Raw genomic sequence first — 21,049 nt, 5'->3', positions numbered from 1 at the left:
TTTTAGCGGCGATGGTTTTTGCACCCAAGTGCGTACGGCGTCCCCCGCAGGGGGATGTCGTACGCCCTTGGGTGCAAGATGCCAACGCCGCCTACATCAATCCCCCAACTATTCCACCCCCACAAACCCCCCAGTCTGATGCGCCCACAACCGCGCATAAAGCCCCCCACGCGCCAGCAACTCCGCATGCGTCCCGCTCTCGGCAATCCGCCCATCCTGCAGCACCACCAGCCGGTCCATGCGCGCGATGGTGGAGAGCCTGTGCGCGATGGCGATCACGGTCTTGCCCTGCATCAGCGTCTCCAGGTTCTCCTGGATGGCAGCTTCCACCTCGGAGTCCAGTGCCGAGGTGGCTTCGTCCAGGATCAGGATTGGGGCATTCTTCAGCAGCACGCGCGCCACCGCGATACGCTGGCGTTGCCCGCCCGATAGCTTCACGCCGCGCTCGCCCACCTGCGCATCCAGTCCCGTCGCCCCATGCGCATCGCGCAAACGCGGAATGAACTCGCCGGCATGCGCGTCGTCCGCTGCCGCAAGCAGTTCGGCCTCGCTGGCGCCGGGCCGGCCGTAGCGCAGGTTGTCGCGGATCGAGCGGTGCAGCAGCGACGTATCCTGCGTCACCATGCCGATCTGCGCGCGCAGGCTTTCCTGCGTGACGCCGGCGATGTCCTGGCCGTCGATCAGGATGCGTCCTCGCTCCACGTCGTACAGCCGCAGCAGCAGGTTGACCAGCGTCGACTTGCCGGCGCCGGACGGGCCGACCAGGCCGATCTTCTCGCCAGGGCGCACCACCAGATCGATGTTTTCGATCACGCCCGAGCCCTTGCCGTAGTGAAAGCCCACGCCTTCGAAGCGCACCTCTGCGCGCGTGACGCGCAGCGCCTGCGCGTCGCCGCGATCGCCGACCGTGCGTGGCACGGCGATGGTCTGCAGGCCATCCTGCACCTGGCCGATATTCTCGAAGATGCCGCTGATCACCCACATGATCCAGCCCGACATGCTGACGATGCGGATTACCAGTCCGGTCGACAGCGCAATCGCGCCGACGCTGACATGGCCCTGGCTCCAGAGCCACAGCGCCAGCCCGGTGGTGCCGGCGATCAGCAGGCCATTGAGCGAGGTCACCGTGAAATCCATGGCGCTGACCATGCGGCCGGACAGGCGCGCCTTGTCGGTCAGGTCGGCCATGGCTTCGCGCGCGTAGTCTTCTTCATGGCGCGTGTGGGCGAACAGCTTGAGTGTGGTGATATTGGTATAGCCGTCGACGATGCGCCCCATCAGCCGCGAGCGCGCGCCGGTGGCGGCTACCGAGCGCGCCTTCACGCGTGGCGTGAAGTACAGCATGGCGCTCACGTAGCAGCCGATCCACGCCACGAGCGGAATCATCAGGCGCCAGTCGGCTTGCGCGAACAGGTAGAGGGAGCTGGCCGCGTAGATCAACACATGCCAGATTGCATCCACGGCCTGCACCGCTGAATCGCGCAGCGAGAAGCCGGTCTGCATGATGCGCTGCGCGATGCGCCCGGCAAAGTCGTTCTGGAAAAACGACAGGCTCTGCTTGAGCACGTAGCGGTGGTTCTGCCAGCGCACCAGGTTGCCCAGGTTCGGGTTGATGACCTGGTGCACGAGGATGTCGTGCAGGCCGTTGAAGAACGGACGCAGCAGCAGCGCCACCACCGCCATCCACACCAGCTCGACACGGTGGCGCGCGAAGAAGTCGGCGGGCGGCGTTGCTTGCGCCAGGTCGACCAGGCGGCCGAGAAAGCCGAACAGCGAGACTTCGATCAGCGCGCCAGCCAGCCCCACGCCCAGCAGCAGCGCAAAGACCGGCCACACCTCCCGCAGGTAATAGGCGTAGAAGCGCCAGATCTGGCCGGGCGGCTGGGTGTCGGGGAGGGCGCGGAACGGGTCGATCAGCCGTTCGAGGAAACGCATCAGCATGGGAGTCCAGGGGTTCTGCGGCGGCCGCCTCGTCCGGGTCGCCGGCGTGCTCGCAAGGCCGTATCGATGCCATGGGCATGCGGCGGGTCAGGAGCATGATACCGCGCTTGCGTATCGCGGATTTCGTACCCGTGGCAGGGGGCGTCCATGTCGCGGTACTTGGCGGCGTGCTCGAAGCGGCAAGCACTCTCCGTCACCCTCGTCATTCAAGCAATTACAAAGGCACTTTTTCGTCATGTGTGGGGCGTACCTCCGGGAATACCCCAATTTTCCTCTACTTGTCTATACAACACTATACATACCTAGCATGGCTGAACAGAGCGGTTCGAGCCAGCCTTATTCACCAAGGAGTTCCCGTGAGCAATACCTCCCGCTTTCGCGATGTAGAGATCCGCGCCCCGCGCGGCAGCCAGCTGAATGCCAAGAGCTGGCAGACCGAAGCGCCGCTGCGCATGTTGATGAACAATCTCGACCCGGAAGTGGCGGAGAACCCCAAGGAGCTGGTGGTGTACGGCGGCATTGGCCGTGCCGCGCGCAACTGGGAGTGCTATGACAAGATCGTCGAGACGCTCAAGACGCTGAACGACGACGAGACCCTGCTGGTGCAGTCCGGCAAGCCGGTCGGCGTGTTCAAGACCCACAGCAATGCCCCGCGCGTATTGATCGCCAATTCCAACCTGGTGCCGCACTGGGCCACCTGGGAACACTTCAACGAACTGGATGCCAAGGGCCTGGCCATGTACGGTCAGATGACCGCGGGCAGCTGGATCTATATCGGCAGCCAGGGCATCGTCCAGGGCACCTACGAGACCTTCGTGGAAGCCGGCCGCCAGCACTACAACGGCAACCTCAAGGGCCGCTGGGTGCTGACCGCGGGCTTGGGCGGCATGGGCGGTGCGCAGCCGCTGGCCGCCACGCTGGCCGGCGCCTGCTCGCTGAACATCGAATGCCAGCAGGCCAGCATCGATTTCCGCCTGCGCACGCGCTATGTCGACGAACAGGCTACCGACCTCGATGACGCGCTGGCGCGCATCGCCAGGTACACCGCCGAAGGCCGCGCCGTTTCCATCGCGCTGTGCGCCAACGCCGCCGAAGTGCTGCCCGAACTGGTGCGCCGCGGCGTGCGCCCGGACATGGTCACCGACCAGACCAGCGCCCATGACCCGCTAAACGGCTACCTGCCGGTGGGCTGGACCTGGGGCCAGTACCGCGACCGCGCGCAGACCGACCCGGCAGCGGTGGTCAAGGCCGCCAAGCAATCGATGGCGCTGCACGTGCGGGCCATGCTGGACTTCCAGAAGATGGGCGTGCCCACCTTCGACTACGGCAACAACATCCGCCAGATGGCCAAGGAAGAGGGCGTGGCGAACGCCTTCGATTTCCCGGGTTTCGTGCCGGCCTACATCCGCCCGCTGTTCTGCCGCGGCATCGGCCCGTTCCGCTGGGCCGCGCTGTCGGGCGATCCGCAGGACATCTACAAGACCGATGCCAAGGTCAAGGAACTGATCCCGGACGATGCCCACCTGCACCGCTGGCTGGACATGGCGCGCGAGCGCATCAGCTTCCAGGGCCTGCCGGCGCGTATCTGCTGGGTCGGCCTGGGCCTGCGTGCCAAGCTTGGCCTGGCGTTCAACGAGATGGTGCGCAGTGGCGAACTGTCGGCGCCGGTAGTGATCGGCCGCGACCACCTCGATTCCGGCTCGGTGGCCAGCCCCAACCGTGAAACGGAAAGCATGAAGGATGGCTCCGACGCGGTGTCCGACTGGCCGCTGCTGAACGCGCTGCTCAATACCGCCAGCGGCGCGACCTGGGTCTCGCTGCATCACGGCGGCGGCGTGGGCATGGGCTTCTCGCAGCATTCGGGCGTGGTGATCGTGTGCGACGGCACCGACGAAGCCGCCGCCCGCATCGCGCGCGTGCTGCACAACGATCCCGCCACCGGCGTGATGCGCCATGCCGATGCCGGCTATGACATCGCCATCGACTGTGCTCGCGAGCAGGGCCTGAACCTGCCGATGCTCAACCACAAGAAGGAAGCCTGAACGTGAACGCGCTGAACCTGAAACCTGGTCAACTGAGCCTGGCGCAGCTGCGCCAGGCCTATCTGCAGCCGCTGCGCGTGAGCCTGGACAGCGAGGCCGCCGAGGCGATCGCCGCGAGCGTGGCCTGTGTCGAGAACATCGTTGCCGAAGGCCGGACCGCCTACGGCATCAATACCGGCTTCGGCTTGCTGGCGCAGACGCGCATCGCCCGCGAAGACCTGGAGAACCTGCAGCGCTCGCTGGTGCTGTCGCACGCCGCCGGCGTGGGCGAACCGCTCGACGACGCCATGGTGCGGCTGATCATGCTGCTCAAGATCAATAGCCTGGCGCGCGGCTTCTCCGGCATCCGCCGCAAGGTGATTGATGCGCTGATTGCCCTGGTCAATGCCGAAGTCTATCCGCATATCCCGCTCAAGGGCTCGGTGGGCGCCTCCGGCGACCTGGCGCCGCTGGCGCATATGTCCCTGGTGCTGCTGGGCGAAAGCCGCGCCCGCTACCAGGGCGAATGGCTGCCTGCGCGTCAGGCCCTGGCCCGCGCCGGCCTCGAGCCGCTGACCCTGGCCGCCAAGGAGGGCCTGGCCCTGCTCAACGGCACCCAGGTATCGACCGCCTACGCGCTGCGCGGCCTGTTCGAGGCCGAGGATCTGTTTGCCGCCGCCACGGTATGCGGCAGTCTCAGCGTAGAGGCCATGCTCGGCTCGCGCGCTCCCTTTGACGCGCGCATTCATGCGGTGCGCGGCCAGCGCGGCCAGATCGATGCGGCCGCCACCTATCGCGATCTGCTGACCGATACCAGCGAGCTGGCGCGTTCGCATGCGCAGTGCGACAAGGTGCAGGATCCCTACTCGTTGCGCTGCCAGCCGCAGGTGATGGGCGCTTGCCTGACGCAATTGCGGCAGGCCGCCGAGGTCCTGGAAGTGGAGGCCAACGCGGTCTCGGATAACCCCTTGGTGTTCGCCGCCGAAGGCGACGTGATCTCGGGCGGCAATTTCCACGCTGAACCGGTGGCGATGGCTGCCGATAACCTGGCACTGGCCATCGCCGAGATCGGCTCGCTGTCGGAGCGCCGCATTTCGCTGATGATGGACCGGCACATGTCGCAGCTGCCGCCTTTCCTGGTGGCCAACGGGGGCGTCAACTCGGGCTTCATGATTGCCCAGGTCACCGCTGCGGCGCTGGCCAGCGACAACAAGGCGCTGGCCCATCCGCACAGCGTCGACAGCCTGCCTACCTCGGCCAACCAGGAGGACCACGTGTCGATGGCGCCGAATGCCGGCAAGCGCCTGTGGGCCATGGCCGAGAACGTGCGCGGCATCCTTGCCGTGGAGTGGCTGGGCGCCTGCCAGGGCCTGGACTTCCGCGAAGGCCTGAAGAGTTCGCCCAAGCTGGAGCAGGCACGCAGCCTGCTGCGCGCCGAGGTGGCCTACTACGAGAAGGACCGCTTCTTTGCGCCGGATATCGAGTCCGCGAGCAAGCTGCTGGCAGGCGGCATCCTGAACGCACTGCTGCCGGCGCGGCTGCTGCCCAGCCTCTGAGCCAGGGGCATGACGCCCGGGACGGCGCAGCGGCCGCGCAGAGGATTGCGTGGCAGGCTGCCGCCGGCACCCGGGCGCGACAGAACAACGATTCGGAGACAAAGAGATGCAAGAGCAGTCGCAAGGCCTGCAGCGTAGCCTCAGCGCCCGTCATATCCGCTTCATGGCGCTCGGGTCGGCCATCGGCACAGGACTCTTCTACGGCTCGGCCTCGGCCATCCAGGCCGCGGGACCGGCGGTGCTGCTGGCCTACCTGATCGGTGGCGCGGCGGTCTACATGGTGATGCGTGCGCTGGGGGAGATGGCCGTGCGCAACCCGGTGTCGGGTTCGTTCGGGCAGTACGCCAGCACTGGACTGGGACCGCTGGCGGGCTTCCTGCTTGGCTGGACCTACGCTTTCGAGATGATCATCGTTTGCCTGGCTGACGTGACTGCCTTCGGTATCTACATGGGCTTCTGGTTCCCGGACGTGCAGCGCTGGATCTGGGTGCTGGGCATCGTGTTCCTGATCGGCGGGCTCAACCTGCTCAGCGTCAAGGTGTTCGGCGAACTGGAGTTCTGGCTGTCGCTGCTCAAGGTCGGCGCCATCGCCGCGATGATCTGCGGCGGCGTTGCCATCATGCTGTTCGGCCTGGGCATGGCCGATGGCGGGGTCGCCACCGGCATTCACAATCTCTGGGAGCACGGGGGCTTCATGCCCAACGGTATCGGCGGCATCATCGCCTCGCTCGCCGTGGTGATGTTCGCCTTTGGCGGCATCGAGATCATCGGGATCACGGCCGGCGAGGCGCGCGATCCGGAGCGCGTGATTCCGCGTGCCATCAACGCGGTACCCCTGCGCATCCTGCTGTTCTATGTGCTGACGCTGGCGGTACTGATGTCTCTCTATCCATGGCATCGCATCGGCAGCGAGGGCAGCCCCTTTGTGCAGATCTTCAGCCGGCTGGGCATTGGCTCGGCCGCCGCGCTGCTGAATGTCGTGGTGATCTCCGCGGCGGTATCCGCCATCAACAGCGACATCTTCGGCGCCGGGCGCATGCTGTACGGCATGGCGGTGCAGCGGCAGGCGCCGCGCATTTTCGCGAGCGTATCGCGCAAGGGCGTGCCCTGGATGACGGTGGTGGTGATGGCCTTCGCCCTGCTGGCCGGCGTGGTGCTCAACTACGTGATGCCCGAGGACGTATTCACGTTGATCGCTTCCATCGCCACCTTTGCCACTGTCTGGGTGTGGCTGATGATCTTGCTGTCGCAGGTCGCCTTGCGCAGGCGCATGAGCCGCACCGAAGTGGCGGCGCTGAAATTCCCCGTGCCGTTCTGGCCGGTGGCGCCGCTCGCAGCCATTGCCTTCATGCTGTTCATCTTCGGCGTGCTTGGCTGGTTCCCGCAGACCCGCGTCGCGCTGCTGGTGGGCGCGGTGTGGCTGCTGCTGCTGGTGGTGGCATGGTGGTGCTGGGGACGGCCGCGCGGCGGGGCGGGCGTATCTGCGCCCTACCTGGCAGCGGACTGATACATGCACATGCGCTGACCAGGCCTCGGCAGGGTCAGCGTTGCCCGGCATCCGTCCAGCCGGATGCCAGGGCGAACGGCAGCGCACGCCAGCCCCGCGCGCTACCGCTGCGGCGCGAATCGTGCCGTCCCCCCCTGGGTTGCGCCCGTCGCCCGCTTGCGGGCGGCCAGGATTTTCTTGCTTCGGAGTTACCTCATGTCCATTGACAACACCATCCCCGGCATAGCGGCCCGGCATGCCGCCACGGCCCAGCCGCTGTCCAAGATCCAGGCCATCGCCGCCATCACCGTCGGCAATGGCCTGGAGTTCTACGACTTCGTGGTCTACAGCTTCTTCGCCACGCTGATTGGCCGCCTGTATTTCCCTGTTTCCGACCCCACCGGACAGTTGCTGCTGTCGTTTGCCACCTTCGGCGTTGGCTTCCTGATGCGCCCGCTGGGCGGCTTGCTGATCGGCATGTACGCCGACCGCGTCGGCCGCAAGCCGGCAGTGGCGCTGACGCTCTGGCTGATGGGCCTGAGCTCGGTGATTTTCGTGGTGACCCCGACCTATGCCCAGATCGGCATGCTCGCGCCGATCATGATCCTGCTCGCGCGGCTGGTGCAGGGCTTTGCCATCGGCGGCGAGATGGGCGCTTCCACGGCCCTGCTGCTGGAATATGCCGACAACCGCTCGCGTGGCTTCTATACCAGCTGGCAACCGTTCAGCCAGGGCCTGGCGGCGCTGTTCGGCGCGCTGGTCGGCCTGCTGCTCAGCAATGTGCTGGAGCAGCAAGCGCTGGAAGCCTGGGGCTGGCGCCTGGCATTCGTGATCGGCATCCTGGTGATTCCGGTAGGCCTGGTGATTCGCCGCCGCCTGGAAGAAACCGCGCCGGCCGCTGGCGAGTCGGAGCGCGGCTCCACCCTGCAGTTGCTGCGTGAACACGGCCGTGCGCTGGTGGCCTGCATCCTGCTGATGATCGGCGTGGCATCGTCGACCTATATCGTCGTGTACTACCTGAGCAACTACGCCGTCAGCCAGCTGCACATGCCGCTGTCGCTGGGCATCTGGGCCGCCTGCGTGGCCGCCGCCGTGCAAGTGGTGTTGTCGCCGTTCGCGGGCTGGCTGAGCGATCGCCTGGGCCGCCGTCCGGTGGTGCTGTGGTCGCGCGTGGCATTGCTGCTGATGATCTATCCCGCCTTTGTGCTGATCAACGCCGAGCCAAGCCTGACGCGTCTGCTGCTGGTGGTGGGCTGCCTCTCGGTGCCGATGTCGATGACCTCGCCGGCTTCGATGGTGCTGGTCAGCGAGGTGCTGCCGCAGCGCCTGCGCGCTACGGGCCTGTCGATTGCCTACTGCGTGGCGATCGCCATCTTCGGTGGCTTCGCGCAGTTCTTCTCGACCGAGCTGATCCATCTCACCGCCAATCCCAATGCGCCTGCGTTTTACGTGATCGGCTGCGGCCTGGTCTCGCTGATCGGCCTGGCGATGGTGCCGGAAACCCTGGGCCGCCGCCTGTCATGAGCGAACTGGATCCCGCGGCCGGCACCGTCTGGCGCGGCCGCACCGATAGCAACGAGACTGGCGATACCCGTCGCCTGTTCAATGTGGCGCGCACCGAAGGTTCCGCTCGCGAACCCGGCGCGCCGGTGCTGCTGGGCTTTTGCTGCGATGCCGGCGTGCTGCGCAACCAGGGCCGTCCCGGCGCCGCCGGCGGCCCGCGCGAAATCCGCCGCGCGCTGGCGGGCGTCCCTGCGCATGACCTGGCTGCCTTCCACGATGCCGGCGACGTGGCCTGCAACGATGGCGATCTCGAAGCGGCGCAGCAGGCGTTGGCGCAAGCGGTCGCCGCGGAGTTGGGGCAGGGCGCATTCACGCTGGTGCTGGGCGGCGGCCACGAGATTGCCTGGGGCACCTGGCGGGGCCTGCGCGCGCATCTCGATGCCCGTGGCGACCAGGGCCGCGTGCTGGTGATCAATCTCGATGCGCACTTCGATTTGCGCACCGGCCGCCCCGGCAGTTCGGGCACGCCGTTCGACCAGATCGCGCAGGCGTGCCGGGAGCGTGGCCAGCGCTTCGAATACGCGTGCCTGGGCGTCAGCCGCCTCGGCAATACCGCCGCGCTGTTCGCGCATGCGGATGGGCTTGGCGTGCACTATGTCGAGGATGTGCAGATGCAGGAACGGCACCTCGACGCGCGGCTTGCCGAATTGCAGGCCTTGATGGACGAGGTCGACCATGTCTACCTCACCATCGACCTGGACGTGCTGCCGGCGGCGGTGATGCCGGCGGTGTCGGCGCCGGCAGCCTATGGCGTGCCGCTGCCGGTGGTGGAGGCGATCGTCATGCTGGTTCGCGCCAGCGGCAAGCTGCGCGTGGCGGACCTGGCGGAGTTCAATCCGCTCTACGATCGCGATGGCTGCGGGGCGCGTGCAGCGGCGCGGCTGGCCTACCGGCTGATGGCCTGAGCGTCGCAAACACGGCGCGCGCAGCTAGAGAAAAACCCGCCGGCAGTGGCGGGTTTTTTCTTCGAGTTTCAACGGCTGGCGTGCGGCGGCCAGCGCTCACGAGTGACCAGTTGCCGATTCGAGCCGTAAGCCGACGCTCGGTGGCTTGCTCTTGTACAATTGAATTGTACATTTCAAGTAAGGGGCAACGCTATGCAAACCATTCCATTCTCGGAGGCACGAGCGCATCTCGCTGATGTGCTTCGGGACGCGGAAAGTGGGCAGGAACCGCTCCTGATCTCCCGGCGCGGTCAGCCGGCTGCCGTTTTGATGTCGTGGTCGCAATACCGGCTGCTTGTCGGTTCCCCGTCTGGATTCTTTGGGCGTTTGAGCGAATGGCGCAGCGAGCACGTGCAAACGGAAGACGAGGCAGACCCATTCGAGCATGTGCGTCAACCCGGCGACGGGCGTGATTTCACATGGTGAGCGCCGTGAGTTGGCTGCTGGACACCAACATTGTCTCGGAGACAATGCGGCCAAGGCCGGATGCAGGGGTAATGGCGAATCTGGCCCGATTCGATGGCGAACTGGCTATTCCGGCGACGGTTTGGCATGAACTACGTTATGGCTGGCTGCGTATGCCGGATGGCCAGCGCAAGGACGCAGTTGGCCGTTTCGTGCAGGCAGTGGCGGGCAGCTTGCCGGTCTTGCCCTATGACAGCGCCGCGGCACGGATCCATGCCGAGCTACGCAATTCGCGGGAGCGGGCTGGGCTGAGCCTGCCCTTTGTGGACGGACAGATCGCATCCGTCGCGATGGCGCACGGCCTGACGCTGGTGACGCGCAATACCAGGGATTTTGCCGGGCTGGCGGGCTTGCGGCTGGCCAACTGGTTCGGGGGCTGAGCGCGGCTTCCGGCACCCGGCTCCCGTTTCTCCTTCGGTCTGGCCCCGCCCATGCACGGGCGGGGCCTCTTTCATGGCCGCTGGTTTGCCCACTCAGTGAATCACCATCTGCGTGAACGGGTGCACGTACGCCTGCAGCGTGATGAACAGTCCGACCAAAACCGCCAGCGCTACCGAGTGGAAGAACACATAGCGCAGGATGTCGCCCTCGTGGCCATACCACTTGGTGGCGGTCGATGCCACCACGATGGACTGCGCGTCGATCATCTTGCCCATCACGCCGCCGGAGCTGTTGGCCGATGCCATCAGGATCGGCGACAGCCCGAGTTGCTCGGCCGTGGTCTTTTGCAAGCCGCCAAACAGCACGTTGGAGGCGGTGTCGGAACCGGTCAGCGCCACGCCCAGCCAGCCCAGCATGGTGCCGAACAGCGGGTAGAACACGCCGGTGTGGGCAAACGCCAGTCCCATGGTGGCGTCCAGGCCCGAGTAGCGGGTCAGGTAGCCAATGCCGAACATGGCGCAGATGGTCAGCAGCGAATATTTCACCAGCTTGATGGTTTCCCAGTATTCCCTGACGAGGCGCGGTACCGAGTAACCCATCAGCAAGCCGCCCAGCAAGGCCGAGGCCAGGATGCCGGTGCCCGCCATCGACAGCACGTTGAAGTTGAACACCGCGCCTTCGGCGATGGCCTTGGGCACCACCGGCGGCACCTTGAGCACGGCCTTGTCGAGTCCGGGAATCGGAAACTTGAATTGCCACAGGCCATCCATCAGCTTCTTGAATTCCGGAATGCCCCAGACGAAGACGAAGACCGTCAGGATCACCCACGGCATCCAGGCCTTGACCACCGAGATGCTGGCGGAGGCGGCGCTGGCGCGTGCTTCGGCGGCCACGGCCGCAGGATCGTCGACCTTGGAGTCATCGTGGCGGCCCAGGATCTTGGTGGAGGTCCAGATTTCCTTGGGCTTCCACACTTTCAGGAACAGCGTGAGGCAGCCCATCGAGACCAGCGCGGCGATCACGTCGACCAGCCAGGGGCCGTGGTAGTTGGAGACCAGGAACTGCGGCACGGCGAAGGTCACGCCGGCGACCAGGATTGCTGGCCAGATCGCCAGCATGCCGCGGAAGCCCGCGAACGCCCAGATCAGCCAGAACGGCACCAGCACCGAGAAGAACGGCAACTGGCGGCCGACCATGGCCGAGAGGTGCAGCAGGTCGAGGCCGGTGACCGAGGCCAGCCCGATCAGCGGTGCGCCCAGCGCGCCGTATGCCACCGGCGCGGTATTGGCGATCAGCGCCAGGCCGGAGGCGGCCAGCGGCGAAAAGCCAAGCCCGATCAGGATCGCACCCGTGACCGCCACCGGCGTACCGAAGCCGGCCGCGCCCTCGAAGAAGGCGCCGAAGCTGAACGCCACCAGCAGCAGTTGCAGGCGGCGGTCTTCGGTGATGCCCGAGATCGAGTTCTGCAGCACCTTGAAGGAGCCGTTCAGGGTGGTCAGCCGGTGCAGGAAGATGATGTTCAGCACGATCCAGCCGATCGGGAACAGTCCCGACACGATGCCCAGGCCGGCGGCCTTGCCCGCCATCTCGGCAGGCATGCCGAATACGGCGGCAGCGATGACCACGCCCACCACCAGCGCCAGGCCGGCGGCCAGGTGGGCCTGCATATGGAAGAATGCCAGCGAAGCCAGCAGTACGGCGACAGGAATGCCGGCAGCTAGCGTTGATAACGCCATGCTGCCTAGCGGGTCATAGACTTGACTCCACACGATGAATCTCCTCGGGTTGGGCGGCAGGTTCTTTTCTGATTGCACCGGCCTGCCGTTTTGGCTCTTGTTCCGACGTGCCATGCCAGCCACGCGTCCGACAGACTTCGCGATTTTAAGGATGGGTTCCCGCCACGACGCCCTAAATTGAATCACCATCGTCGTGAGCCGGATTCAGGGATCAGGGTTTGCCTGGGGGCAGGCTGGTGCACTCTCTGTGCCATTGGCAGAGTACTCCAAACCACTCGATACGCAAATGTATGCTGGCCAGGCCCGTGGTGGCAGAATGCACTGGTTGTCTTTCGTGCCCTGGCGCTCGCGGAGGCTGGGCGGACCGGCATGACAGGGCGGCGTTCGAACCTTGCGGGGGAGTCTCGTCATGCATCACATCATTCCCGGTGGTCCCATGCTGGCCGCTTTCCTGTTGTCCAGCCTGTTGCTCGCGGTGACGCCGGGGCCCGCCGTGATCTACATCGTGGCGCGCACCCTTGGGCAGGGCCGGCTTGCCGGCCTGGCTTCGGTGGTGGCAGTAGTGCTGGGCAATCTGGTCAATGTACTGGCGGCCGCGCTGGGGCTGGCGGCGCTGTTCGCGGTGTCGGCGCTGGCTTTTGCCGTGATCAAGTATGCAGGCGCTGCCTACCTCGTGTATCTCGGGCTGCGCGCACTGCGTGCGCGTCCGGCGGCCGCCGGCGAAGCAGGGCCGGAAGCCGGAGGCGCCGGCCTGCGGCGCGTGTTTCGCGATGGCTTCGTCGTGGCCTTGTTCAACCCCAAGACCACCTTGTTCTTCGCAGCCTTCCTGCCGCAATTCATGGATCCGGCCATCTCGGCGCTGCCACAGAGCATTGCCCTTGGCGGCATCTTCGTGCTGGTCGCCTCCATCACCGATTGCTGCTATGTGCTGGCTGCGGCGGCCGTGTTGCCGTATCTGTCCCGTGCAAGAGGCGTGCAGTCCGCAGGCCGCTACCTGACCGCCGGCGCATTGATCGGTCTGGGCGTGCTGGCGGCAGTGTCGGGCGGACGCAACAGCAAGTAGCCGCCGGCAGGTACGTTGGCCGTTGAGGCGGGGAGGATGGGCGGGCTGCGTTTCAGGTGAGCGGCAGCGCCAGGATCCCCGTGGCGGCCGGCCGGGCGCGCATCGCGGCAAGCCAGCGTTCGAGATGCGCACGGGGCTGGTGCGTCACCGGCAGGCCCAGCCAGCGGTGCGCGGCGCAGGCCAGCGGGATGTCGGCCATGGTGAAGCGGTCGCCGCAGATGAACTCGCGCTGGGCCAGGGCTTCGTCGAGCCGGGCCGCCAGCGGTTCGGTGCGTTCCAGGGAGCGGGCGATCAGGTCGGGGTCGCGCTGTCCGGCGGGCACCCGTACCAGCTGGCGAAACGCGTCGACCATGGCGGGACTGAAGGCGTTGGTCTGCCAGTCCATCCAGCGGTCAGCCAGCGCGCGCGCCTTGACGTTGCCGGGCCACAGAGTGTCCTCGCCATCATGCGCGCAAAGATAGCGCACGATGGCGTTGGACTCCCACAGCACAAAAGGCTCGCCGCCGACGTCGGTGCCGCGGAAATCCTCGATCACCGGAATGCTGCGGTCGGGGTTGAGCCGGACATAGGCTTCGGTATCGAGGTCGCCCTCGCTGACGCCGATGTCGATGCGTTCGTGGTCCAGGTGCAGCTCGCGCGCGCACCAGACAACTTTCTGCACATTGATCGATGAGAGCCGACCCCAGATACGCAGCACGACAATCTTCTCCTGATGGCTTGGGCCGCTCCATGCGCTATGTGGCGCAGGGCCCGGGCTGACGGGTGATGTTGTTATCTTGCCATGAAGCCCGCCGCCGAGGAATCAGCCGGGAGATGTATGCGTTGTATCGGCACGGCAGCCGGGCCGGCCGTCAGGCTGGCCCGGTTCGCGCAGGCGTTGCCTGCGCGATGCCTCAGGCTGCCTTGGCCTGCGGCGCGTGCTTGGCGATGGCTTCGCGGAACAGCGTGCCGAGGATGGCCACGCCCTGTTCGATGCGCTCCGGCGCCACCGTGACGAAAGCCAGCCGCAGCGCGTTGCGGCGCGGGTTGCCGGCGTAGAACGGCGCGCCCGGCACATAGGCCACGTTGCGCTTGACCGCTTCCTGCAGGATCTCCATGCTGTCCAGCCCTTCGGGCAGCTCCATCCAGATGAACATGCCGCCCTCCGGCGCGTTCCAGGTCACGCCTTCGGGCATGTGGCGCCCAAGCGAATCCAGCATGGCCTGGCACTGCGCGGCGTAGAGCGTGCGGATGGTCGGGATGTGCGTGTCCAGCAGGCCGTCGCGCACCACCTCGTAAGCCAGGCGCTGGGTGAAGCTGGGCGTGTGCAGGTCCGATGCCTGCTTGGCCTGGCACAGCTTGAAGTGCAGCTCGGGCGGGGCGATCACGAAGCCCAGGCGCAGGCCGGGTGCGAGGATCTTGGAGAACGAGCCCATGTAGATCACGCCGTCGGGATTCATCGACAGCAGGCTGGGCAACTGGTCGCCGTGGTAGCTCAGTTCACCGTAGGGATCGTCCTCGACCAGCAGCACGCCAAGTTCGCGCGCGCGCGCCACCAGCGCCTGGCGGCGTTCCAGCGGCATGCGCCGTCCGGTGGGATTCTGGAAGTTGGGCAGGGCGTAGAGGAAGCGCGCGCCGGCGGTCAGCTCGGGCGTGAGGGCTTCGGGCAGCAGGCTCTTGTCGTCGCCCGGCACCGAGACGAATTCCGGCTCGAACAGCGAGAAGGCCTGCAGCGCGCCGAGGTAGCTGGGCGTTTCCACCAGCACCGGGCTGCCCGGATCGATCATCACCTTGGCGATCAGGTCCAGCGCCTGTTGCGAGCCGGTGGTGATCAGCACGCGCTCCACGTCCACGTTATGACGCTTGGCAATGAATTCGCGCAGCGGCATGTAGCCTTCGGTCGCGGCGTATTGCAGCGCTGCCTGCGGATTGTCGGCGAAGATCCGGGCCACCGCCTGTTCCATGGCCGCTACCGGGAATGTGGCCGGGGAGGGCAGGCCACCAGCGAAGGAAATGACTTCCGGACGCTCGGTGACTTTCAGGATTTCGCGGATAGCCGAGCTGGTCAGCTGTTGCGCCCGGCGGGAGATGGCCCAGTTCATGATGTTCTCTTGGTATGTGGGGAGTCGAACGGGATCGACTCAGTCAACGATAAAAAGCCGGGCGCCGGTCGGGGTGGACGAACGGTGCGGTTCGGCGTGGTCGGCAACCTGGTAGCTCGTGCCCGCGGCGAGCACGAAATGCCGGCCGTCTTCCAGCTCGGTATGCAGCTCGCCTTCCAGCACAAACAGGATGTGCCCTTTGGTGCACCAGTGATCGGCGAGGTACCCGGCGGAATACTCCACCATGCGAACGCGGATATCGCCGAACTGGCGGGTGCGCCAGAGGGCTTCCCCGGTGTCGCCGGGATGGCGGGTCGGGGTGATCTCGGACCAGTCGGTGGTGCCGAAGGGCAGGTTGTCGATGCGCATGTGTGGGACAGGATTCCTCTTGCTGTTCGGGGATGGGGGGCGGGACGCACCGGCACGGGTGCATCCTGCCTCCCGGATCAAGCCCTCTTACTTCACTTCAACGATCATCTCGATCTCGACGCAGGCGCCCAGCGGGATCTGCGCCACGCCGAAGGCGCTGCGGGCATGCTTGCCGGCGTCGCCAAAGATTTCCGCCAGCAGCTCCGAGGCGCCGTTGGTCACCAGGTGCTGCTCGGTGAACTCCTGCGTGGAGTTGACCAGGCTCATCACCTTGACGATGCGGGTGACACGGTTCAGGTCGCCGCCCAGGTGGGTGTGCAGCGTGGCCAGCAGGTCCACGGCGATCGAGCGCGCGGCGGCCTTGCCGTCTTCGGTGCCCAGGTCCTTGCCCAGCTTGCCTGCCCAGGGCTTGCCGTCCTTGCGGGCGATGTGGCCTGAAAGGAACACGGTGTTGCCGGTTTGCGCGGCCATCACGTAGGCGGCGGCCGGGGCGCCGGCGGTGGGCAGTTCGATGCCGAGGCGGGCAAGAGTGTTGTAGACGGACATAGGGTCTCCAGTCAGTGGGATCGTCCCGTTGGAATGGGGTGGGGTTCTTCGACGGCGGGTGCGGGCACAGGGCCCGCGGGGGCGCTGCGCACCGCAGTCCGGCGGCCCAGGGCCACCACGGCGATCACCGCCACCGCAAAAGCGAGGGTGGCGGCATCGAGCGGCTCGGCCAGCATCAGGGCGCCGCCCGCCAGCGTGAGGAACGGCTGCAGCAATTGTATCTGGCCCACGCGCGCCACACCGCCTTTTGCGAGCCCGGCGTACCAGAACAGGAAGCCGATGAACATCGAGAACACGGACACGTAGCCCATGCCGAGCCACGCGCGCGGCGAGGCAGCGGCGATCTGATCGGGATGTTGCAGCCCCAGCCAGGCCACCACCGGCAGCAGCAGGGGCAGCGCCACCACCAGCGCCCAGCTGATGGTTTCCAGCCCGCCGAGTTCGCGTGACAGCTTGCCGCCTTCGGCGTAGCCCAGCGCGCCCAACACCATGGCCGCGAACAGCAGCCAGTCGGCGTGCTGCAGCCCGCCCGCGCCCTGCCAGAGCGCGAAGGCGATCACCAGCGCGCTGCCGACAGCGGCCGACAGCCAGAACGCGGGCGAGGGCCGCTCGCCCCCGAACCAGGCGGCAAAGACCGCGGTGGCCAGCGGCAGCAGGCCGGTGATGATGGCGCCATGGCCGGCCGGCACTTCGCGCATGGCCAGCGAGGAAAACAGCGGAAAGCCCACCACCACGCCCAGCGCCGTCACCGCCAGGCGCCACCACTGGCCGCCCTGGGGCCGGCGCATGCGCGCGAAGGCACCGCGCTGCCATAGCAGCACCAGCGCCAGCAATGCCGCCACCACCGCGCGGCCGAGCGCCACGAAGGTGGCGTCCAGTTCGGCCACCGCCATGCGGGTGAAGGGCAAGGTCTGGCTGAATATGGCCACGCCGGTAAAGCCGAGCAGCATGCCGCCGCTATGCGTGGCGCCGGGGGCGTTGTTGACGTTGGGGAGGGAGGCGGGTCCGGCGGCCATCTTGGATGCTCAGTGAAGGGTGGGCAGGCTGGCAAGCGCGATCCACAGCGCGGTCAGTGCGAGGGCCAGGCCCATGCCGCGGTTGAACCAGCGGATACGATGGCCCGCCTGCAGCCATTGCCGCAGCGAGGCGCCGAGCACGCCGTACAGGCCATTGCTGACGAAGCCAAGCACGCCGAACACGGTGCACACCAGGAAGGCCCGGTGCAGCGGCGACTGGGCGTCGGCCATGTACGACGCGGCCGTCGCCAGCGCCAGCATCCACGCCTTGATATTGGCGTATTGCAGCGCTGCCGATTGCCACACCGACAGCGGGCGCAGTACCTGCTTGTCCGACAGCACGGTGCTGCGCGCCAGCTTGAGCGCCAGCCATAACAGGTAGAGCACGCCGGCCGCGCGCACCAGCAGCGCCAGCGCCGGGCTGGCCAGGATCAGCGCGCCCACGCCGGCCGCGCACAGCGCCAGGATGCTGGCGAAGCCGAACGCCACGCCCACGCAGTGGGGCAGCGTGGCGCGCAAGCCGAAGTTGGCGCCAGTGACGGCGGCGATGGTGGTGTTGGGGCCCGGCGTGAACAAGCCCACCGTCATCAGCGACAGCAGCGCGGCGAACTGGGCCGCCGACAACCCGGTCAGCAGGGCAGGGTCCATGATCATGGTCGTCGTGCCCTCGTCACGCCGCGAACTGCACAACCACACGGCGGTTGGTGCGGCTCTTCTTCTCGATCTTGGTCACCACCACCGCGCCGATCTCGCCGGTAGCCGCCACATGGGTGCCACCGCAGGGCTGGCGGTCCACGCCGGGGATGTCGATGATGCGGATCGCGTCGCTGCCGGCCGGTGGCGCGGCGCCCACGGTGCGTACCAGTTCCGGTTGCGCGGCCAGCTCCTCGGGCGTGATGCGTTCGATACCGACCTGGCTGTCGGTGCCGATCAGCGCGTTGAGCTGTTCGGTGAGCACGGCTTTGTCGAGCGTGGACTCCGGCAGGTCGAAATCAATGCGCGCCGAGTCGGGCGAGATGCCGCAGCCGGTCACCGGCACCGGGATCAGCGAACCCAGCAGGTGCAGGCAGGTATGCAGCCGCATCAGCCGGTGACGGCGCTCCCAGTCGATGGTGACGGCGACGATGTCGCCCGGCTCCGGCAGCGCGGCGCCGGGCTCGGGCACGTGCAGGATATGGCTGCGGTCCGGGGTGTACACCGTTTCCAGCAGGGCAATGGTGGCGCCGTTGGCCAGCCTGAGTGTGCCGGTATCCCCCGCCTGGCCGCCGCTGCGTGCGTAGCACACGGTCTGGTCGAGTTCGATGCCGTCAGCGTGCACGGCCACCACGGTGGCGGTGCAGCTGCCGAGATAAGCGTCGTCGTCGAAGCGTTTGCGGGTGGCGGACATCGGTCGGGCCTCCTTCATTGTTGTTGTGGTTGTTGTGTTTATTGCTTTGCGCCTGGTTCAGCGCAGCGTGCGCACGCCGTCTGGCGTTTCTATCTCCGCGGTCAGCTCCGCGACGGTTGACGCCTCCAGGGCGATCGGGCCGCCGCCCAGCCATTGCATGGCCTCGGCAAGCCGGGCCGCCTGCGGATGCCGGCCGCGCAGCGCGCGCAGCGCCAGGCCCTGGTTCGGCAGCCGGGACGAGGGATGGGTCGGCACATCCCACTGGATCAGCGTGGGGAGGATGCCTGCGCCCTGGATCGACGCGCCATCCCCATCGTCAGCCGGCCACGACGGCAGGCTGCCGTCCTCGGGCACGGTGATACGCCAGCGCAGGTCGCCACGGGTCATCGGGATGACCGGCGGGATGCGCCCGGGGTACTGCGCTTGCCACAGGGACAGGTCGGTTGGCCGCTCCACACGCGCCGCCCAGTGCAGCAGGAAGGGGCCATAGCGCAGCCGCGCCTGTACCGCCTCGGTGTCCAGGCCAAACCAGCGTGGCCGGGCGGGGGGCGGCGCCTCGGGATCGATGGCGATCACCTCGATGTAGGCCCCGCCGAACAGGCCGAGCAGACCATTGTGCGTGCCCATGCCCGGATGGGCGCCGCCCGGCTGGGGCGTCACGCCAAGCGCATCGGCGACGTGCTGCGCCCCCTCGGCAAGCGTGGGAGCGGCGATCACGAGATGGTCGAGGGCAATTGTCATGGTGTGTTGATGGTAGACAAGGTTGTCGGTACAGTACCGATACAGTTATGCAGAACATTCTCAGTACAGTGGCGGGAGCAAGGCATGAACAGCAGGGACCCAATTGCGCCAGGGCACAAGGATAAAGGAGCCGGGGCAGGCAAGCGCGACGGCGCGGTCTCCGGCGCCGGCGAACAGGCGCGGTCATTGCGCCTGGTGCTGCCGCCCCCCACCGAACGCATGCCCGACCCGGTGCCCTCGGTGCAGATGACGCTGGTGGAACAACTGACCGAATGGGCGCGGATGCGTATCGACGAGCGGGTGTTCCGCGCCGGCATGCGGATGCCTTCGATCCGCCAGCTCGCGCAGGAAAAGGGCATCTCGCGCTTCACCGTGGTCGAGGCCTACGAGCGGCTGGTGGCGCTGGGCTACCTGGAATCGCGTCGCGGCTCGGGCTTCTATGTGCGCGAGCGCACGCCGCAGGTGGCGGCGGTAGCGCCCGTGGCTACCGGCGCGCGCAATATCGACGTGACCTGGCTGCTGCGCAGCATGTTCCACTCCACCGAGCCGCATAAGTCCCCGGGGATGGGCTTCCTGCCCAACGACTGGCTGGACGGCGAGCTGGTCGCCAGCGCGCTGCGCGGCCTGGGCCGCCAGCCGGGCAGCCATTTCCTGGCCAGCGGCACGCCGCAGGGCTTCCTGCCCCTGCGCCAGCAACTGCGCAACCGCCTGGCCGAGCTGGAGATCGGCGCCACCCCGGACCAGATCGTGCTGACCTCCGGCATCACCCAGGCACTCGACCTGATCGCCCGGCTCTACCTGCGTCCGGGCGACGCCGTACTGGTGGGTGATCCGGCCTGGTTCGTCATGTTCGGCCGCTTTGCCGCCCAGGGCGCCCAGCTGATCGGCATGCCCTACACCGCCGAAGGCCCCGACCTGGAAGCACTGGAGCGCATCCTGCAGGCGCGCCGGCCGCGCCTGATGGTGATCAACTCGGTACTGCACAACCCGACCGGCACCTCGCTGTCGGCCGCCAAGGCCTTCCAGCTGCTGCGGCTGGCCGAGCAATATGACCTGCTGATCGTCGAGGACGACATCTATTGCGACCTGTGCCCGCCCGGCCACGCCGCCACCCGGCTGGCCAGCCTGGACCAGTTGCGCCGCGTGATCTACCTGGGCAGCTTCTCCAAGACGCTGGCCGCCAACCTGCGGGTGGGTTTTATCGCGGCGCACTCCGAACTGGCCGCCAGCCTGACCGACAGCAAGCTGCTGGCGGGGCTGGCCTCGCCGGAGATCAACGAGCGAGTGCTCTATAAGGTGCTGACGGAAGGCCACTACCGCAAGCATGTGGAGCGGGTGCGCAACCGGCTCGACCGCGCCCGCGACGACACCCGCCGTACCATCGAACGGCTAGGCTTGACGCTGTTTCCCGGGCAGCATGCCGGCATGTACCTGTGGGCGGACACCGGGCGGGACACCAACGCCATCGCCACCGCCGGCCACGAAGAAGGCTACCTGTTCGCGCCGGGCAGCCTGTTTTCGCCCTCCCAGATGCCTTCGGGCTGGATGCGCTTCAACGTGGCCAGCAGCCAGGATCCCGATATGCTGGCCTTCCTGGCGCGCCAGCTGGACCGGCGCTAGCGGCGCAGCCGCCTGCGCGCCGCATCTTGAAAACGGCGCCGCCGCCCCTATGTTTGCGGACATTGGCGTAATGCCGGGCCGGCACCAGGAGGGGGCGGCCCGGCGTTGCCAGAAGTTCGCGCGGACCGGACCC

At 67.0% G+C, this 21,049-nt stretch carries 19 protein-coding genes; 9 read left to right on the top strand and 10 right to left on the bottom strand.

The features are described 5' to 3' along the window. Positions 1–108: 108 nt before the first annotated feature. Positions 109–1,941 (bottom strand): ABC transporter ATP-binding protein, encoded by a 1,833-nt coding sequence (locus AC1DS6_RS35955; protein WP_477104283.1) that lies wholly within the window; start codon positions 1,939–1,941, stop codon positions 109–111. Positions 1,942–2,297: 356 nt separating this feature from the next. Here AC1DS6_RS35955 and hutU point away from each other — a divergent pair, with 356 nt between their 5' ends. The 7 genes from hutU (at position 2,298) to AC1DS6_RS35920 (ending at position 10,356) form a co-directional block, all read left to right on the top strand. Next, the gene (hutU, locus tag AC1DS6_RS35950) at positions 2,298–3,983 is read left to right on the top strand and encodes a urocanate hydratase (protein WP_035873839.1); all 1,686 of its coding nucleotides are present in this window, start codon (positions 2,298–2,300) and stop codon (positions 3,981–3,983) included. Positions 3,984–3,985: 2 nt separating this feature from the next. Beyond that, complete coding sequence (gene hutH / locus AC1DS6_RS35945) at positions 3,986–5,518, top strand: histidine ammonia-lyase (RefSeq protein WP_477104282.1); 1,533 nt, start codon at positions 3,986–3,988, stop codon at positions 5,516–5,518. A gap of 106 nt (positions 5,519–5,624) precedes the next feature. Next, positions 5,625–7,025 carry an amino acid permease gene (locus AC1DS6_RS35940; protein ID WP_477104281.1) on the top strand — a complete coding sequence of 467 codons (1,401 nt, stop codon included), beginning with the start codon at positions 5,625–5,627 and terminating at the stop codon, positions 7,023–7,025. Between the two features lie 195 nt (positions 7,026–7,220). After that, positions 7,221–8,528: an MFS transporter gene (locus AC1DS6_RS35935; protein ID WP_441626826.1), complete on the top strand. Its 1,308-nt coding sequence runs from the start codon at positions 7,221–7,223 to the stop codon at positions 8,526–8,528. Continuing rightward, on the top strand, positions 8,525–9,472 hold the full coding sequence (hutG, locus tag AC1DS6_RS35930; protein ID WP_477104280.1) for a formimidoylglutamase: 948 nt from the start codon (positions 8,525–8,527) through the stop codon (positions 9,470–9,472). The genes AC1DS6_RS35935 and hutG overlap by 4 nt, the downstream gene beginning before the upstream one ends. Positions 9,473–9,664: 192 nt before the next feature. After that, positions 9,665–9,937: a type II toxin-antitoxin system Phd/YefM family antitoxin gene (locus AC1DS6_RS35925; protein WP_441626822.1), complete on the top strand. Its 273-nt coding sequence runs from the start codon at positions 9,665–9,667 to the stop codon at positions 9,935–9,937. Further along, positions 9,931–10,356 (top strand): type II toxin-antitoxin system VapC family toxin, encoded by a 426-nt coding sequence (locus AC1DS6_RS35920; protein WP_441626820.1) that lies wholly within the window; start codon positions 9,931–9,933, stop codon positions 10,354–10,356. Before AC1DS6_RS35925 ends, AC1DS6_RS35920 begins: the two co-directional genes overlap by 7 nt. Positions 10,357–10,449: 93 nt before the next feature. Here AC1DS6_RS35920 and AC1DS6_RS35915 read toward each other — a convergent pair whose 3' ends face one another. After that, complete coding sequence (locus AC1DS6_RS35915; RefSeq protein ID WP_477104279.1) at positions 10,450–12,126, bottom strand: L-lactate permease; 1,677 nt, start codon at positions 12,124–12,126, stop codon at positions 10,450–10,452. Positions 12,127–12,502: 376 nt separating this feature from the next. On the opposite strand from AC1DS6_RS35915, the gene AC1DS6_RS35910 reads away from it, so the two are divergent. Continuing rightward, a complete protein-coding gene (locus AC1DS6_RS35910) occupies positions 12,503–13,156 on the top strand; it encodes a LysE family translocator (RefSeq protein WP_477104278.1) in 654 nt (217 codons plus the stop codon). A gap of 52 nt (positions 13,157–13,208) precedes the next feature. Here the strand turns inward: AC1DS6_RS35910 and AC1DS6_RS35905 are convergent, their stop codons facing one another. From AC1DS6_RS35905 to AC1DS6_RS35870, 8 genes are all read right to left on the bottom strand, one after another. Further along, positions 13,209–13,853: a glutathione S-transferase family protein gene (locus tag AC1DS6_RS35905; RefSeq protein ID WP_441626814.1), complete on the bottom strand. Its 645-nt coding sequence runs from the start codon at positions 13,851–13,853 to the stop codon at positions 13,209–13,211. A 196-nt stretch (positions 13,854–14,049) separates the two neighbouring features. Next, positions 14,050–15,237 carry an aminotransferase-like domain-containing protein gene (locus AC1DS6_RS35900; protein WP_477104277.1) on the bottom strand — a complete coding sequence of 396 codons (1,188 nt, stop codon included), beginning with the start codon at positions 15,235–15,237 and terminating at the stop codon, positions 14,050–14,052. Between the two features lie 39 nt (positions 15,238–15,276). Then, complete coding sequence (locus AC1DS6_RS35895; RefSeq protein WP_441626809.1) at positions 15,277–15,606, bottom strand: DHCW motif cupin fold protein; 330 nt, start codon at positions 15,604–15,606, stop codon at positions 15,277–15,279. Positions 15,607–15,693: 87 nt separating this feature from the next. Further along, entirely contained in the window at positions 15,694–16,152 is a 459-nt protein-coding gene (locus AC1DS6_RS35890) for a RidA family protein (protein WP_441626807.1), read from the bottom strand. 11 nt (positions 16,153–16,163) lie between these two features. Beyond that, complete coding sequence (locus AC1DS6_RS35885) at positions 16,164–17,102, bottom strand: DMT family transporter (RefSeq protein WP_441626940.1); 939 nt, start codon at positions 17,100–17,102, stop codon at positions 16,164–16,166. Between the two features lie 75 nt (positions 17,103–17,177). Further along, positions 17,178–17,816 (bottom strand): LysE family translocator, encoded by a 639-nt coding sequence (locus AC1DS6_RS35880; protein WP_441626805.1) that lies wholly within the window; start codon positions 17,814–17,816, stop codon positions 17,178–17,180. A 22-nt stretch (positions 17,817–17,838) separates the two neighbouring features. Next, positions 17,839–18,555: an alanyl-tRNA editing protein gene (locus AC1DS6_RS35875; protein WP_441626803.1), complete on the bottom strand. Its 717-nt coding sequence runs from the start codon at positions 18,553–18,555 to the stop codon at positions 17,839–17,841. 57 nt (positions 18,556–18,612) lie between these two features. Then, positions 18,613–19,296 carry a VOC family protein gene (locus AC1DS6_RS35870; protein ID WP_441626801.1) on the bottom strand — a complete coding sequence of 228 codons (684 nt, stop codon included), beginning with the start codon at positions 19,294–19,296 and terminating at the stop codon, positions 18,613–18,615. 84 nt (positions 19,297–19,380) lie between these two features. On the opposite strand from AC1DS6_RS35870, the gene AC1DS6_RS35865 reads away from it, so the two are divergent. After that, positions 19,381–20,916, top strand: coding sequence for an aminotransferase-like domain-containing protein (locus tag AC1DS6_RS35865; RefSeq protein ID WP_477104276.1), 1,536 nt, complete (start codon positions 19,381–19,383; stop codon positions 20,914–20,916). Positions 20,917–21,049: the final 133 nt, after the last annotated feature.

Source organism: Cupriavidus sp. 05L310 (assembly GCF_056398185.1).
Note: the sequence above shows the minus strand (reverse complement) of the source record. Positions and strands in the feature narration are given on the sequence as shown.

Bases quoted from the DNA above. Each gene is read 5' to 3' on its own strand.
- AC1DS6_RS35955 (WP_477104283.1), bottom strand. From the start codon at position 1,941: ATGCTGATGCGTTTCCTCGAACGGCTGATCGACCCGTTCCGCGCCCTC.
- AC1DS6_RS35940 (WP_477104281.1), top strand. From the start codon at position 5,625: ATGCAAGAGCAGTCGCAAGGCCTGCAGCGTAGCCTCAGCGCCCGTCAT.
- AC1DS6_RS35935 (WP_441626826.1), top strand. From the start codon at position 7,221: ATGTCCATTGACAACACCATCCCCGGCATAGCGGCCCGGCATGCCGCC.
- hutG (WP_477104280.1), top strand. From the start codon at position 8,525: ATGAGCGAACTGGATCCCGCGGCCGGCACCGTCTGGCGCGGCCGCACC.
- AC1DS6_RS35925 (WP_441626822.1), top strand. From the start codon at position 9,665: ATGCAAACCATTCCATTCTCGGAGGCACGAGCGCATCTCGCTGATGTG.
- AC1DS6_RS35920 (WP_441626820.1), top strand. From the start codon at position 9,931: ATGGTGAGCGCCGTGAGTTGGCTGCTGGACACCAACATTGTCTCGGAG.
- AC1DS6_RS35910 (WP_477104278.1), top strand. From the start codon at position 12,503: ATGCATCACATCATTCCCGGTGGTCCCATGCTGGCCGCTTTCCTGTTG.
- AC1DS6_RS35900 (WP_477104277.1), bottom strand. From the start codon at position 15,237: ATGAACTGGGCCATCTCCCGCCGGGCGCAACAGCTGACCAGCTCGGCT.
- AC1DS6_RS35895 (WP_441626809.1), bottom strand. From the start codon at position 15,606: ATGCGCATCGACAACCTGCCCTTCGGCACCACCGACTGGTCCGAGATC.
- AC1DS6_RS35890 (WP_441626807.1), bottom strand. From the start codon at position 16,152: ATGTCCGTCTACAACACTCTTGCCCGCCTCGGCATCGAACTGCCCACC.
- AC1DS6_RS35885 (WP_441626940.1), bottom strand. From the start codon at position 17,102: ATGCTGCTCGGCTTTACCGGCGTGGCCATATTCAGCCAGACCTTGCCC.
- AC1DS6_RS35880 (WP_441626805.1), bottom strand. From the start codon at position 17,816: ATGGACCCTGCCCTGCTGACCGGGTTGTCGGCGGCCCAGTTCGCCGCG.
- AC1DS6_RS35875 (WP_441626803.1), bottom strand. From the start codon at position 18,555: ATGTCCGCCACCCGCAAACGCTTCGACGACGACGCTTATCTCGGCAGC.
- AC1DS6_RS35870 (WP_441626801.1), bottom strand. From the start codon at position 19,296: ATGACAATTGCCCTCGACCATCTCGTGATCGCCGCTCCCACGCTTGCC.
- AC1DS6_RS35865 (WP_477104276.1), top strand. From the start codon at position 19,381: ATGAACAGCAGGGACCCAATTGCGCCAGGGCACAAGGATAAAGGAGCC.